Source organism: Kocuria arenosa, assembly GCF_042879215.1.
In the GTDB taxonomy this organism is placed as follows: Bacteria; Actinomycetota; Actinomycetes; order Actinomycetales; family Micrococcaceae; genus Kocuria; species Kocuria arenosa.
In genome coordinates, this window is record NZ_JBHZTA010000004.1 from 1 (window position 1) to 14,225 (window position 14,225).

At 71.1% G+C, this 14,225-nt stretch carries 10 protein-coding genes; 6 read left to right on the top strand and 4 right to left on the bottom strand.

Annotation, left to right across the window (positions count from 1 at the left end; all coding sequences use genetic code 11):
* Positions 1-113: 113 nt before the first annotated feature.
* From ACFYE3_RS08350 to ACFYE3_RS08360, 3 genes are all read right to left on the bottom strand, one after another.
* Complete coding sequence (locus ACFYE3_RS08350) at positions 114-1,292, bottom strand: PP2C family protein-serine/threonine phosphatase (RefSeq protein WP_387607946.1); 1,179 nt, start codon at positions 1,290-1,292, stop codon at positions 114-116.
* Between the two features lie 164 nt (positions 1,293-1,456).
* Positions 1,457-2,728, bottom strand: coding sequence for a M28 family metallopeptidase (locus ACFYE3_RS08355; RefSeq protein ID WP_387607949.1), 1,272 nt, complete (start codon positions 2,726-2,728; stop codon positions 1,457-1,459).
* A gap of 10 nt (positions 2,729-2,738) precedes the next feature.
* Positions 2,739-4,841 carry a M36 family metallopeptidase gene (locus ACFYE3_RS08360; RefSeq protein ID WP_387607952.1) on the bottom strand — a complete coding sequence of 701 codons (2,103 nt, stop codon included), beginning with the start codon at positions 4,839-4,841 and terminating at the stop codon, positions 2,739-2,741.
* Positions 4,842-5,197: 356 nt separating this feature from the next.
* Here ACFYE3_RS08360 and ACFYE3_RS08365 point away from each other — a divergent pair, with 356 nt between their 5' ends.
* Genes ACFYE3_RS08365 through ACFYE3_RS08375 form a run of 3 tightly spaced genes read left to right on the top strand, consistent with a single transcriptional unit; the run spans position 5,198 to position 7,247 of the window.
* Positions 5,198-5,593 (top strand): GntR family transcriptional regulator, encoded by a 396-nt coding sequence (locus ACFYE3_RS08365; protein WP_387607955.1) that lies wholly within the window; start codon positions 5,198-5,200, stop codon positions 5,591-5,593.
* A complete protein-coding gene (locus tag ACFYE3_RS08370; RefSeq protein WP_387607958.1) occupies positions 5,590-6,510 on the top strand; it encodes an ABC transporter ATP-binding protein in 921 nt (306 codons plus the stop codon). Before ACFYE3_RS08365 ends, ACFYE3_RS08370 begins: the two co-directional genes overlap by 4 nt.
* Positions 6,507-7,247, top strand: a complete 741-nt coding sequence (locus ACFYE3_RS08375) for a hypothetical protein (RefSeq protein WP_387607961.1) — start codon at positions 6,507-6,509, stop codon at positions 7,245-7,247. Before ACFYE3_RS08370 ends, ACFYE3_RS08375 begins: the two co-directional genes overlap by 4 nt.
* A 96-nt stretch (positions 7,248-7,343) precedes the next feature.
* Here the strand turns inward: ACFYE3_RS08375 and ACFYE3_RS08380 are convergent, their stop codons facing one another.
* Entirely contained in the window at positions 7,344-7,955 is a 612-nt protein-coding gene (locus tag ACFYE3_RS08380; protein WP_387607964.1) for an arsenate reductase/protein-tyrosine-phosphatase family protein, read from the bottom strand.
* A 318-nt stretch (positions 7,956-8,273) separates the two neighbouring features.
* Between ACFYE3_RS08380 and ACFYE3_RS08385 the strand changes: the two genes are divergently transcribed.
* The 3 genes from ACFYE3_RS08385 to ACFYE3_RS08395 all read left to right on the top strand — a co-directional run bounded on the left by ACFYE3_RS08385 (position 8,274) and on the right by ACFYE3_RS08395 (position 14,187).
* Positions 8,274-10,169, top strand: coding sequence for a GH25 family lysozyme (locus ACFYE3_RS08385; protein WP_387607966.1), 1,896 nt, complete (start codon positions 8,274-8,276; stop codon positions 10,167-10,169).
* Complete coding sequence (locus ACFYE3_RS08390; protein ID WP_387607968.1) at positions 10,166-11,329, top strand: CAP domain-containing protein; 1,164 nt, start codon at positions 10,166-10,168, stop codon at positions 11,327-11,329. Before ACFYE3_RS08385 ends, ACFYE3_RS08390 begins: the two co-directional genes overlap by 4 nt.
* A gap of 584 nt (positions 11,330-11,913) precedes the next feature.
* Entirely contained in the window at positions 11,914-14,187 is a 2,274-nt protein-coding gene (locus tag ACFYE3_RS08395) for a bifunctional polysaccharide deacetylase/glycosyltransferase family 2 protein (protein ID WP_387607969.1), read from the top strand.
* The last annotated feature ends 38 nt before the right edge of the window (positions 14,188-14,225 follow it).

Consider the following 14,225-nt stretch of genomic DNA (forward strand, 5'->3'; position numbering starts at 1 on the left):
GCCCCCGCCGCCCCCCCGGCGGGACCCCGCGGGGGGGAGCCCCCCCCCCCCCCCCGCGCCCCCCCCCCCCCCCCCCCCCCGAGGACAGCACCGGCCTTCGACGGCACCCCCGCTCAGGCGAGACGGCGCAGGGCCATCACGGTCGTGTCGTCCTCGGCCGCCGAGGAGTCGGCGTAGTCGCTGCACAGCACCACGAGCTCCTCGGCCGTCGTGGCCAGGGTGTTCAGCGCCGCGGCGGTGGAGATCGCCTCGTCGAGATCGGCGAAGAAGTCCAGGAACCCGTCGGAGACCACCAGCAGCGTCTCCCCCGGCTGCAGGGTGTCCGTGTGGAGGTCCCAGGTCCAGTCCGGCATCACGCCCAGCGGGGGCCCGGAGGAGGCCAGCCGGCGCCAGGTCCCATCGGGGCGCAGGAGCAGGGCCAGGCCGTGGCCGGCGTCGATGTACTCGATGTCACCGCTGCGAGTGTCCAGCCGGGCGATGAACGTGGTGATGAACGCCCCGGCGTTCTCCAGCAGCGGGGTCAACGCCCCGGCCGCGCGGGTCATCGCCTCGGGCGCGGCGTTGTACTGGAAGGTGCCGCGCAGCACGGCTCGGGCCGAGGCGGCCAGCAGGGCGGCCGGGATCCCCTTGCCCATCACATCGGCCACCATGACCTGCACCTGCTCGCCCTGGACCATCCAGTCGTAGAAGTCCCCGCCCAGCGATCTCGCCGGCAGGCACCGCCCGGCGGCTTCGATCGTGGGGGTGGTGAGCCCGGTGCGGGGCATCAGCATCCGCTGCACCTGCTCGGCCCGCTCCATCTCCTGGGCTGCGGCCAACTCGCGTTCGACCCACCCGGCCATCTCGCCCAGCAGTCGCCGCTCCCGCTCGTCCAGTTCCCTCGGGTGGTCGTCGACCAGACACAGCGACCCCACGGTCTCCCCGCCGGGGGCGTGCAACGGATGCCCTGCGTAGAACCGCACCGGGTCCGGTGCGGTGATGAAGGAGCTGCCGGTGAACCGCTCGTCGGTCACCGCGTCCGGCACGACCAGCATCTCGTCGGCCTCCACGGTGCGGGCGCACAACGAGTCGGTGCGCGTGGCGTGGATCAGCCCGTCCAGACCGGCCTCGGCCTTCGTGAACTGCCGATCGGTGTCGATGAGGTTCACCGCGGCGGCCTTCACCCCGAACACCTCGCGGGCGATGCGCACCACTCGGTCGTAGCGCTCCTCCCGCGGCGTGTCGAGGATGTGCAGCGCGTGCAGGGCTCGGACCCGGGCTTCCTCCTCCGGCCTCTCAGTTTCCACTGTCATGGCCCCTACGCTACCGACCCGTTCCACCCGACGACCGTCCGGTGCACCCCGGGGGCTGGGCCCGAGTCGCGAGACGGGTGGCGTCCCGGTTCGGGGCCGTGCGCCTCCCCTCGGGAAGCACACCGGTGGTGGGAGTCAGGCAGGGGTGCGGCGCCGGGCCTGGTTCACACCTGGCCGAGGGCCTGAACGAGGTAGGCGACGTTCATCCGCAGGATCTCGAGGGCGAGGTCGTGGTCGAGGTGCTCCAGGGTGTCGCCGGCGGTGTGGATGCGGTCGTTGGCGCCGTCGGCTCCCTCGATCGTGAGCACGGCGGGAATGCCGCTGTCGAGAAAGGGCACGTGGTCGCTGTTGAAGGGCATCAGACTGGTCTGCACGGTCAGGCCCGTGTAGGCCTGCGCCGCGGCGGCCAGCTCCGCCAGCACGGCCTGGGACACGGCGGCCCCTTCGAGCAGCACCGTGGGCGAGGGCGTGTTCCGGCCGGCGATCATGTCCATGTTGACGACCGCACGGATGCGGTCTCGTTCCGCCTGGTCCAGCTCCGCGACGTAGTGGCGGCTGCCGAACAGCCCCTGCTCCTCGCCCCCGAACAGGATCAGACGCAGGTCGCGAGCGCCCGGGTGGCCCTGCAGGGCCCGGGCGACGGCGAGCACGCCGGCGGCACCGGACCCGTTGTCGTCCGCACCCGGTGCGGGGGCATCGGCGCCGTCCCGGACGTTGATGGAGTCGAGGTGCGCCGTGACGAGCACCGCGCGCCCGTCCCCGCCGCTGCCCGGCCGCTCGGCGATGAGGTTCTGCGTGCTCCCCCCGGGAAGGGCGACCGTCTGGACCCGCGTTTCGAAGCCCAGGGCGCTCAGCACACCGTCGGCCCAGTCGAGGGCGGTGCGGAAGTCCGTGCTCGTCGAGTGCCGTGTCCGGAACCCGGCGAGCGTGCGCAGGTCCGCCGCGAACGCGTCACGGGACACGGCGGCCACAAGCGGCTCGGCCACGGCCCGTGCCCCTTCCGGTGCCGGTGGCCGCTGCGCGAACACGACGGTGTTCGCCGGCAGAGGGCGGACGCCGAAGCACGGCACGTGCCGCTCGGACGGCTCGACGATCCTCCCCGCCTCGGCGGGGTCGAGGTCGACGACGAGGTAGCGGCCCTGGTCGACCAGGACCGGGACCTCGGGGTGCTCCTGCTGGAACTGCCGGCCGTTCTGGATCACCAGGTGCAGGCGGGCGGCGGGGACCTCGATCCGGTCCGCAGGAGTGCGGCCGGCGGCCGTCCGCTCCAGCTGGGCCGGGTGTCCGGCCACCAGGAGCGTGCCGCCGAGCTGCGTCCAGCTCGCGCCGGCGTCCGTGGCCGCCGCGGTCAGTGTCCGCAGTGCGTCCGGCGTCGCGGAGCGGAGCACGTCGTCGTTCCGCGGGGTGGTCCCCAGGTCGAAGCGGACGACCGTCATGGTGCGCCTCCTACGGCGTGGTGAAGCTCTCGACCACGCCCGCGAGCGAGGTGGAGGTGCTGGGCGGGGAGACGGCGCCGGCGCCCAGGCCGCGCTTGGCGAAACCGCGCCACACCGCGTCGAGGTCCCCGGGGTTCAGGACGGAGACGGCGGTGATGATGCCGTCGCGGGCCAGCGTGAAGGTCGGCATGCTGGGCGTGAGCTTGAGCCCGCCCACCACGTACTCGAGCACGCGGCGCTCGGCCTCGACGTGGCCGTGCGCGGCGACGAGGTTGACGAACACCTCCCACAGGGCGGCGCACCATACCTCGCCGGCGTTGTGCACCTCGCTGTTCGGCCCGCCCCCGTGCGGATGGCGCGGCGGCCCGGCCGGCAGCACCACCCCGTTGCTGATGTGCTGGAACGTCAGCGGGTTCTTGGCCGGGTCCGCGGAGTAGGGGAAGCGGCGGATGGAGAAGTAGTAGTTGTCCGTGAAGCGGGGGGTGAGGTCGGTCCATCCCCCGGCGGGGAAGGCTCCGGTGCCGAAGTCGTCGGAGGCCTGGGAGGTCATGGTGATGGCGAAGAAGTCCCCCCAGCCCTCGCCCATCGCCCTGCCCTGCTGGTTGGCCAGCCCGGCGGCGTTCCCGACGAGACGGTTGGTGATGTAGTGCCCCAGCTCGTGGTACGTGATCAGCGCGTCGAAGTTGCTGGTGCGCGACGGGAGCGGGGTGACGCCGCGGAACTCGTACATCTGCATCCGCGGGCTGGCGCCGTCGGCCGGGGTCTGCATGTTGGCGTTGTCGGTGCCGCTGAAGTCGTTGCCCTCCGCCAGGATCGGGTCCCCGCCGAGGCCGGACCCCGTGAGGTTGACCTGCTGGGCGTTGCCGGCCGCCTCGTCGAAGCCGGCCTCGTACCAGCGGTCGTGCAGCCAGTTCACGTGGAAGAACATCCCGACGAGACTGGCCTGCAGATTGGTGGGGTCGCCGGCGGGCCGGGTGGAGTCGTAGGCGTGGTCGAAGGTGTGCGGCCCGGTGGTCCGGCCCTCCACGTCGCCGGAGCTGTTCCCGTCGGGTGCCCGGAGGTCGGCGTAGGCGATGCAGTTGTTGCCCCGGGTGGTCGTGGCGTCCTCGGGCAGCCACGGGGCGCCCGGGAGCAGGCTCTCGAGCGTGACCAGCCGGTCGGGGATGGTCGCGGCCTGGAAGCCGTCCGGGCGCCCGGTCGGGTGCGGCGACCCGGGCGCCGGCCCGTCCTCGGGGCGGAACAGGGCGTCGCCGGTGTTGAACACCCGGTAGGTGAAGGCGGCGTCGGCCCGGAGGTTCTTCCGGAACAGCACCTCCGGCTCCCCGAGCGCGTCGATCACGTAGCTGAACGCGGGAAAGCCCTCGATCCAGAGCTCGAGGTAGTAGCCGGGGGTGAACTGCTGCTCCCCCAGGGGGAACAGCACGTCCTTCACGCGCACCGCCCGCTCGAACGCAGGCCGCCCCGCACCGGCCGGCGCGGTGGAGCGGTAGGACCGGTAGGTCCCGCCGGCGGCGTCGCCGGCCTCGGCGCTCGTCTCGGAGAAGGACGTGGAGGCGTGCTCGACACCGGTCAGGTCGAGCGCCGCCACGGCGATCGCCTCCTCCGCAGTGGTGCTGGTGGCGGCGGCCGAGCGGGCGCTGCCGGCTTCCGCGGCGCCGGGGAAGAACTGGCCGGCCACGGAAATCATGCGACCGTCCGGGCCGATCGCCGCGGTCGCCTCAGAGCTGAAGACCTCCGTGCCATCGGCCCGCTGCACGAGCTGCACCGTGCGCAGCCCCTGTCCGCTCACCGACACGACCTCGACGCCCTGCGCGTCCGCCTCGGACAACCGCCACAGATCGCCGTGCTCGGTGAGGAACCGCTGGACGGTCTCCTCCGGCGACGCGCCCGCCTCCCCCGACAGCCCGGCCGCCGGGGCCCGCCGCGTGATGCGGTTCGGCAGTGCCGTCGCCTGGTCGTAGTCCACCTCCAGGTCGCCGAGCTGGGCGTCCAGTCGGCGCAGGCCGGGCGACGCGAGCGGCGGGGCGGCGGACGGCGCGGTGCCGCGGGCGGTCCGGGCGCCCGTGTCGTACAGGGCGTGGAAGTCCTCCGGCAGGGCTCGGTCAGCAGGCATCAGGAACTCCTCGCGAACGATCGGTGCACCGCCTGATCATCGCCCACGGGCCCGGGAATGGTTTCTCCTCGACGGCGTGGCCGACCTGGGCTCCATTAAGGGACTGGCCCGGTTCGCCGGTCAAGCCGCGAACAGGCGTGTGACGTGCTCGTTCGCTGCCCTCGCACGTCCCGCACCGGCCACGCCCCCCGTGTTGCACGCCCTGCCGGTGCGAACGGTGCCGGACGTTCCCGTGCCGGACAGCCGGGTGCGGGCGGGCGCCGGACACAGAACGGGGAATCCAGCAACACCCTTGACGCACCTTTGCTCTTGCGGTCTACTAGTGAAGTAACTAACCAGATAACTCGGAGGCCGCATTGATGGAGGAAGGCAAGCCCCTGTTCGTGCAGATCGCCGAACAGGTCGAGGACTCGGTCGTGGACGGAAGCCTCGCCGAGGAGGCGCAAGCTCCGTCCACGACCGAGCTCGCCACCTTCTACCGCATCAATCCGGCCACCGCCGCGAAGGGCGTGAACATGCTGGTCGACAAGAAGGTGCTCTACAAGCGCCGGGGAATCGGGATCTTCGTCGCCCCCGGAGCTCGGGACCTCCTGCTCGAGGAACGCCGCAGCGCCTTCGCCCGCCGCTACGTGCAGCCGCTGCTGGCGGAGGCGCGCAAGATCGGACTCGGACCCGACGACGTCGCCGACCTCGTCCGGGCCGGTGCCGAACGGACGACCTCACCAGCCACGCCAGATCGAAGGACACCATGAATCCCGTGATCGAGGTCCGGAACCTCACGAAACGCTACAAGGACAAGGTGGCTCTCGACGACGTGAGCTTCGACGTCCAGAAGGACACCATCTACGGCCTGCTGGGCCGCAACGGCGCCGGCAAGACGACCGCGATGTCAATCCTCACGGCCCAGAACCTCCCCACGAGTGGTGAGGTGCGTGTGTTCGGCGAGAACCCCTACGAGAACGCGCGGGTCCTCAGTCGCATGTGCTTCGTGCGCGAGAGCCAGAAGTACCCGGACGACGCCACGCCGCGTCACGCCTTCGCCTCCGCGCGGCTGTTCTTCCCGCGGTGGGACCAGGAGCTCGCCGACGAGCTCGTCGACGAGTTCCAGCTGCCGCTGAAGCGTACGATCAAGAAGCTCTCCCGCGGGCAGCTCTCGGCCGTCGGCGTCATCCTCGGCCTCGCCTCCCGCGCGGAGATCACCTTCTTCGACGAGCCGTACCTCGGCCTCGACGCCGTCGCGCGGCAGATCTTCTACGACCGCCTGCTGGCGGACTACGCGGAGCACCCGCGCACGGTCCTCCTCTCGAGCCACCTCATCGACGAGGTCGCGAACCTCCTCGAGCGGGTGCTCGTGATCGACGAGGGCCGCATCATCATGGACGAGTCCACCGACGACGCCCGGGCACAGGCCACGAACGTCGTCGGCGACGCCGCCGCGGTCGAGGAGGCGGTGCGCGGCCGCGAGGTCATTCACCGCGAGAGCCTCGGCCGCGTCTCGTCCGTCACATTCCTCGGCTGCCTCGACGGCGCCGAGCGCGCCGCACTCGCCGCGGCAGGACTCGAGCTCGCGCCCGTCTCGCTGCAGCAGCTCATCGTGCGCCGCACGCAGCGGCGCACATCCGGCCGCGACGCGTTCGCCGCGGCCACCCAGGAAGGAGCCCTCCGATGACCACCCTCGATGCCGGCAGCGTCACGCGCCCCGCCGCGGTGCGCCATCGCACGCTCAACGTGGTGCGCCTGCAGTTCGTGAACACGCAGACGTTCGTCTGGGTGCCGGCGCTCGTGCTCGGGGGCGCCTGGGTGCTGACTCTGCTCATCTACTGGATCATCCAGAGCGCGGGCGGTGTCGACGTCAAGATCGGCGGGGGCTCGCAGGCACCGCTGTGGTACTTCCTCGTCGTCGGCGTCCAGGCCATGACGCTGACGTTCCCGTTCTCGCAGGCGATGAGCCTGACGCGCCGGGAGTTCTACGTCGGCTCGCTGGCGGCCGCGGCAGTGAGCGGCCTCGGGATGTCGCTGATCTTCGTGCTGCTCGGACTGATCGAGCAGGCGACCGACGGGTACGGCATGAACGGGTACTTCGCCTACCTCGAATGGGTGTGGGCGGCGGGGCCGCTCGCGGCGGGTCTGACGTACTTCGTGTCGACGATGCTGTTCTTCATCATCGGCTTCTGGTTCGCGACGGTCTTCAAGCGGTTCGGCACGACCAGGCTCGTGATCGTCATGCTCGCGATGGGCCTCGTGGTCGTCGGGCTCATCGCCCTGGTGAGCCTGCGCCAGGCCTGGCCGGAGGTGGGGACGTGGATCCTCGAGACCGGCTCCCTGGGCCTGACGATGTGGGCCGTCCTGGTGAGCACGCTGCTCGCGATCGGCTCCTATCTCACGCTGCGCAGGATGCCCGCCTGACGAGCGGATGACCGCGGACCACGAAAGGCAGGTCCACCGGGCCGGAATCCACCTCCCCCGAGGTTGTCGTGGCGGACCTGCCGGCGGCCCGGCGTCCTACGAAGCCGTGGGCACGCGCTCCGCGTATCGGCGCTCGAAGGAGAGAATCGCGTCCGTGGCCTCGAACAGCTCGTCCGCCATCTGCTGGAGCACCGCGTCCTCCTGGCGGTAGGGGTCGATCACGTCGTTGCGCTCGGGGTGGCGCACCGGCACCCGCTGCCGCAGCCGCGGCGCCTGCTGCACCAGCCAGGCCCAGCGCTCGGCGCGGTCCGCCGGCACCGCACGGTCGAGCTCCGGGTCGGTGGAGAGGTACAGCAGGATCCGGGCGAACTCCCGCAGGGTGAACACCTTCTTCAGCAGCCGCGGCGACTGCTGGAGCACCGGCTGGGTGTGCTCCCGGGCCATCACGAGCACCAGGTCGACGTCCCGCAGCACGTCCGGGGTGACCTGCCGGGCCCGGTGTGCCGCGGCGGCCTCCAGGCCACGGTCCTGGGCCAGCCTGCCGACCCGCTGCTCGAAGCCCTCGTCCACCAGCGCGTGCATCCCGGCGCTCGTCACCTCGAAGCCGCCGGGCGAGATCTCGTTGAGGCCGTGGTCGAGCTCGACCGCCGCCATGGGTGAGCGGCACACGTTGCCCGTGCAGACCGTCAGGATGCGCGTGGGGGCCATGGTTCTCCTCTGGGGGTCGAGTCCGGTTCATCGTATCCGGCACCGGGTCCGGGGCTGGGCCTTTCCCCGCCCACCGGGATCGCGCCGTCGACGGGAGTCGGGGGGCCCCGGGTCCGTCGTCGTCGTCCCTCGGAGCGAAACACTCGGACCCAATCACTACGCACAGAGAGGTACGGGTGCGTAACACGGCCCGTCGTTATTGATTATTTATGCAAACGCGCCTTTATACTCGACGTGGCTCCGAGGATCTTCCCCCCATCCCGATGGCCTTGCACGAGTCGTTCCCCCCAACGATCCATGCGAGATAGGCGTTCCAGCGTGAAAGCATCCCCCCGACTGACGCTGCCCGCCGCCATCACGGCGGCGGTGCTGGCCATCACCACACTGACTCCGGTCGCGGCCCTGGACGAGGCCGCCGCCCCCCGAACCACCACTCTCTCCGAGGAGCGCCAGGGCAGCCTGGTCTCCAAGGTCGTGGAGTCCGACGGCGAGATCGTCTCCACCCTGGTGGACGCGGCCACCGGCGAGGCCGTCCTCCCCGACCCGGCGCGCGCCGGCACGCAGCCGACCGCCGGCGACCCCCACGGCGGCGCCGTGATGGGCCAGTGGGCGAAGTCCGAGAACCACTTCGAGCAGCTGGCCGCGACCTCCGCCCGCACGGCGGAGGAGCTCTCCGGGGACACCGACGACGACGCGGGGACCGGCGCTGCTCCCGGCGCCACGGACGCCGACACCGCGGAGGAGGCCGTCGCGGGGGTCGCGTCGGCCGACCCCCTCGGTGCCGCCGCCTCCTGGGCCCCCAGCGGCATCAAGGGCACGGACGTCTCCAACTGGCAGCCGTCCCTGAACTGGTCGAGCCTGTACAAGCAGGGCTCCCGCTTCGCCTACGTGAAGACCTCCGAGGGCGACAGCATCCGCAACAACCTCTTCCAGCAGCAGTACGCCGGCGCCGGCGCTGTGGGCATGTACCGCGGCGGCTACCACTTCGCGATCCCCACCCGTGACTCCTCCGGCGCGAAGCAGGCGGACTACTTCGTCAACAACGGCGGCGGCTGGTCCGCGGACGGCAAGACCCTGCCCGGTCTGCTGGACGTCGAGAACAACCCGTACCCCTCCCTGTACGGCAACCAGTGCTACGGCTTCAGCCAGGCCGAGATGGTCGGCTGGATCCGCGACTTCTCCAACCGGTACAAGGCCCGCACCGGGCGCCTGCCGGCCATCTACACGAACTACTACTGGTGGCAGGACTGCACCGGCAACTCCGCCGCGTTCAACGACCACCCCATGCACATCGCCTCCTACGGCACCACGGCCCCCCGGGTGCCCAGCGCCTGGAGCACCTACGACTTCTGGCAGTACACCGACGCCGGCTTCAACGAGCAGATCGACGCCAACGTCTACCGCGGCAGCGCGGCGCAGCTCCAGGACCTGGTGCGCAACCGCTACCACAAGCCGATCGGCGGCCGGGCACCGGCCGGCACCCCGGCCGGCACGCCCACCCAGGTGGCCCCCGCCGGATACGTGGTCAAGGGCGGCATCGGCAACCAGTACCGGGCCCTCGGCGGGTCCTCGGTCTTCGGCACCCCGACCATGAACGAGCGCGGCGGACTGGTCAACGGCGGCGTCTACCAGCGGTTCTCCAAGAACCACACCTTCTACTGGAGCTCCCCCACCGGAGCCTGGCCCGTGAACTTCAACGGCGCCATCGGCCGGAAGTTCGCGGCGAACCGCTACGAGAACGGCTTCGGCTACCCCACCGGCCGCGAGGTCTCCGGGCTCGCCGGCGGCGGCGCGTACCAGGTCTTCCGCAGCGGCGGCACCGTGAACAAGGTGCTGTGGAGCTCGGCCACCGGCGCCCAGCCGGTCCGGGAGACCAGCGGGATCGGCGGGGCGTGGAAGCGCGCCGGCTACGAGCGCGGCTACGGCTACCCCTCCACCCCCGAGGTCGGCGGCCTGGTCAACGGCGGCTCCTACCAGCTGTTCCGCAAGGGCAACGACGTCCACAAGATCCTCTGGAGCTCCGCCTCCGGCGCCCACGCCGTGAAGGAGAACAGCGCGATCGGCCGGGAGTGGAAGGCCGCCGGCTCCGAGCGCGGCTACGGCTACCCGACCACCGGCGAGTACCGCTACGGCACCGAGGTCCGCCAGAAGTTCTCCAAGAACTTCACCGTGCACTACTCGACCACCACGAAGAGGACCTGGGCCACCCGATGAGCAACGCCAAGCACCGCGCCACCGCGCGCACCCGCACCCCCGGCCGCCTGGCGCTGACCGCGGCGGCCCTCGCCCTGGCGGTCCCCGCCACCGGGATCCTCGTGGCGGCCCCCGCCACCGCGGCGAGCTCGGACATCGTGAGCGTCTCCTCGGGCACCCGCTCGGCCGACACCCAGCGGCTGCTGGACCTGATCAACGCCCACCGCAAGGCCAAGGGCCTCGCCCCGGTGAAGTACTCGGCCACGCTCTCCCAGATCAGCCAGGAACAGTCCAGCCGGCTGGTCCGCGAGGAGGTCATCGACCACACGGACGACTTCTGGAAGGACAAGCGCGCCGGGAACTGGGACGCCGTCGGCGAGATCCACTCCGTGTCCTGGCAGGGCACCGTCACCGAGCTCATGACCTGGTGGAAGGGCTCCAAGGCGCACAACAAGGTGCTCACCGACCCGGACATGGACGTCGTCGGCATCGGCCTGACCTACGTGGACGGGCAGCTGACCGGGAACAAGCAGGGCTGGAAGCTCGTGGGCACCGTGGGCTCCTACGGCTACCCCGCCGGCCAGGCCCCCGCGGACGCCCGCACCACGGTGGGCACGGTCCCGGCGCCCAAGCCCCCCACCGCCCCGATCACCTCCGCCGGGTACCAGGTGCGCGGCGGGATCGGCAACCAGTACCGCGCCCTGGGCGGAGCCGCCGTGTTCGGCGCCCCCACCATGAACGAGCGCGGCGGCCTGGTGGGCGGCGGCGCCCTGCAGAGCTTTGCCAAGAGCACCACCTTCTACTGGAGCGCCCCCACCGGCGCCTGGCCCGTGCGCTTCAACAGCGCCATCGGCCAGAAGTACGCCGCCGCCGGGTACGAGCGCGGCTACGGCTACCCCAGCGGTCAGGAGCGCGGCGGACTTCCCGGCGGCGGCGCCTACCAGGTGTTCCGCAGCGGCGCCGACGTGCACAAGGTGCTCTGGAGCCCCCGGACCGGGGCGAAGACCGTGAAGGAGAACAGCGCGGTCGGCCAGCGGTGGAAGTCCGCCGGCTACGAGCGCGGCTACGGCTACCCGAGCACCGACGAGTACCGGTACGGCTCCGAGGTGCGCCAGCGGTTCTCGAACGGCTACACCGTGCACTGGTCCTCGATCACGAAGCGGATCTGGGTCACCCGCTGACCTTCTCGCCACCTCCAGAACGCCCGGCCGGACGTCCCTGCCGGGCGTTCTGCTGTCCACAGCCCTGTCCCCTGTCCCCCGACCGGCGGCCGCGGGGGGCGCACTCCCGAGTGTCCCCCGCACGAGGGTCGCGGGGACGAAACAACAGGTCAGAACGTGGTCTGCCTCACATCGAGGGCCGTTCAGGGCAGGCTTTCCGGGCCCCGAATCCGCGCTCGGCATCCTTCTGCGTCCGCACATGGGGGGACAGATCCGTCCGCGGATGTCCCCCTCTTCGAGGCCATTCCCGAACATTAAGTACCAGACGGTACTGGCGTACTCCGTGCTGTCTGAGGTTTGCTTTCCCACATGCATGTTGTTCGATGCAAGTGGTGTGCATCCGCACATGTTTGCGCTTGTGACACGGCGGTTCCGGCCTGGCACGCTGACCACGTCGGTCCGTCCGGGGGGACGAGCCGGCCGATCCGTCGAGGTGACGGATCGCCGTCCGGGGGAACGAGCATGCTGTGCGCCACAGGCAGGACCATCACGACTTTCCGCGCCGTCGACGAGCCGATCGCTCCGGCAGCACGGTGGCGCCGCCGGTGTTCTACGACCCCAGCGGCAGGCGCTGGTACCGCCTCCTGGCCACGCTGATGGTGCTGCTCGCGCTCCTCGCCGGCCTGCTGTCCTGGATCCTGCCCCAGGCGCTGGCTCAGCCCTGGGACCGGCCGCTGAACCAGGACACCGGCTATCCGCGCGAGCTGATCGCCACCGGCGACACCGAGAACATCCCGCTGCTCGGGAACGCGTCCAACCCCTTCTCGCGGATCGGCCTGGTCCAGGAGAGCGGGGGCGAGACCGTGCTGGCCGACCCGTTCAGCGACGAGATCCTCCGCACGCTCAGCGAGGAGGAGGCCGAGCTCGTCGGGGACCACCCCTACGCCATGGAACGCTTCGGCGAGATCCCGGACCGCCGGCTCGTCATCACCTTCGACGACGGACCCGACGCCGCGTTCACCCCCGAGATCCTCGACGTGCTCTCGGCCGAGGGAGTGCCCGCCACGTTCTTCGGCATCGGGACCAACGTGGTCAAGCATCCCGAGCTCTTCGAGCGCGTGATCCGGGAGGGGCACATGGTGGGCAACCACACCATGACCCACTTCACCTCGTGGGAGGACGACTTCCGCAACCGCGAGGAGCTCATCGGCACCGACCGCGCCATGCGCTCCGTCGGTGACTACGCGACTCCGCTGTTCCGCCTCCCCACCGGGGACCCCGACAACAAGCCCCTGCCCGTGCTGGAGGCCCAGCAGATGGGCTACCTGCACGTGGACTTCAATCTCGACACCGAGGACTGGCAGTACGGCCCCGGCGAGAAGATCGAGCTGCCGGCCCTCGACGGCGAGGGCCGCGTGGTGCTCATGCACGACGGCGGCGGGGACCGCACCGCCACCGTGGCCGCGCTGAGGGAGCTGATCACCGAGGCCAAGGCCGCCGGCTACACCTTCAGCACGCTCGCCCCGATCGTCCCGGAGACCCACCTCCCGGTGGCGGACACCCAGCCCGTGCTGGCCGACGACGCCACCGCCCTCGCCCTGACCACCCTCACGGTCACCCCGGACGTGGTGATGACCTGGCTGTTCTGGTTCGGCATCGGCTCCCTGACCGTCATGTCCGCCCTCTACGTGGTGCTGGCCCTGATCGGCCACCGCCGCCAGAACCGCCGGATCTGGCCGCAGATCCCTGAGGAGGACCTGCCCCTGGTCTCGGTGATCCTGCCCGTCTTCAACGAGGAACCCGTGGTGGAGCGCACCCTGGCCGCCCTGCGCGCGAGCGACTACCCGAACCTGGAGGTCATCGCCGTCGACGACGGCTCCACCGACGACACCCTGACCATCATGCGCCGGTTCGCCGAGTCCTGGCCGGCCCTGCGGGTGCTCGCCCAGCCCAACGGCGGCAAGTCCATCGCCTCCAACCACGGGATCATGGCCGCCCGCGGGCAGATCATCGTCACCCTCGACGGCGACACCCTCTTCGAACCCCAGACCATCCGCATGTTCGCCCGCCACTTCACCGACCCCACCGGCAAGCGCCCGGTGGGGGCCGTGGCCGGGCACGTGAAGGTCGGCAACCGCACCGGGATCCTCACCATGTGGCAGTCCCTGGAGTACATCTCCGGGATCTGCGTCACCCGCATGGGCGAGTCCGTGGCAGGGGCGATCTCCATCGTCCCCGGAGCGTGCGCCGCCTGGCGCAAGGACGCCCTGCAGGCCGCCGGGGGCTACTCCCACGACACCCTCGCCGAGGACGCCGACCTCACCATGACCCTGCAGAAGCTGGGCTGGGCCGTGGTCCAGGAGAACCGGGCCGTGGCCTGGACCGAGGCCCCCATGACCGTGCGCGGTCTGGCCAAGCAGCGGCTGCGCTGGACCTACGGCAACCTCCAGGCCCTGTGGAAGCACGCCGGGATGCTCTTCCGTCCCCGCCACGGCTTCCTCGGCATGGTCGCCCTGCCCTACACCCTGCTCGCCACCGTCGTCCCGCTGGTCTTCCTGCCCCTGACCGTGCTCATGGCCGGGATCAACATCGCCGCCGGCAACTGGCAGCCCATCGCCGCCTTCGCCGCCTTCGTGCTGACCATCCACGCCGTCATCTGCATCATCGCCATCCGGATGGTCGGCGAGTCCTGGACCCACCTGCTGATCGTGCCCGTCTACCGGCTCATCTACGAACCCCTGCGCGCCTGGCTCCTCTACGCCTCCGTCCTCCAGGCGCTCAAGGGCAGGATGATCGGCTGGTACAAGCCCGAGCGCACCAACAGCGTGCTGGACATCGAGGCGGCGGCGAACCGCGGCGCGGACGCGCAGCGGGTCTGAGCCCGCGCCCTCCTCCGCGCCCGACCCGCTGAGCGGCG

Coding starts and splice junctions, on each gene's coding strand:
- ACFYE3_RS08350 (WP_387607946.1), bottom strand. CDS start 1,292: ATGACAGTGGAAACTGAGAGGCCGGAGGAGGAAGCCCGGGTCCGAGCC.
- ACFYE3_RS08355 (WP_387607949.1), bottom strand. CDS start 2,728: ATGACGGTCGTCCGCTTCGACCTGGGGACCACCCCGCGGAACGACGAC.
- ACFYE3_RS08360 (WP_387607952.1), bottom strand. CDS start 4,841: ATGCCTGCTGACCGAGCCCTGCCGGAGGACTTCCACGCCCTGTACGAC.
- ACFYE3_RS08370 (WP_387607958.1), top strand. CDS start 5,590: ATGAATCCCGTGATCGAGGTCCGGAACCTCACGAAACGCTACAAGGAC.
- ACFYE3_RS08375 (WP_387607961.1), top strand. CDS start 6,507: ATGACCACCCTCGATGCCGGCAGCGTCACGCGCCCCGCCGCGGTGCGC.
- ACFYE3_RS08380 (WP_387607964.1), bottom strand. CDS start 7,955: ATGGCCCCCACGCGCATCCTGACGGTCTGCACGGGCAACGTGTGCCGC.
- ACFYE3_RS08390 (WP_387607968.1), top strand. CDS start 10,166: ATGAGCAACGCCAAGCACCGCGCCACCGCGCGCACCCGCACCCCCGGC.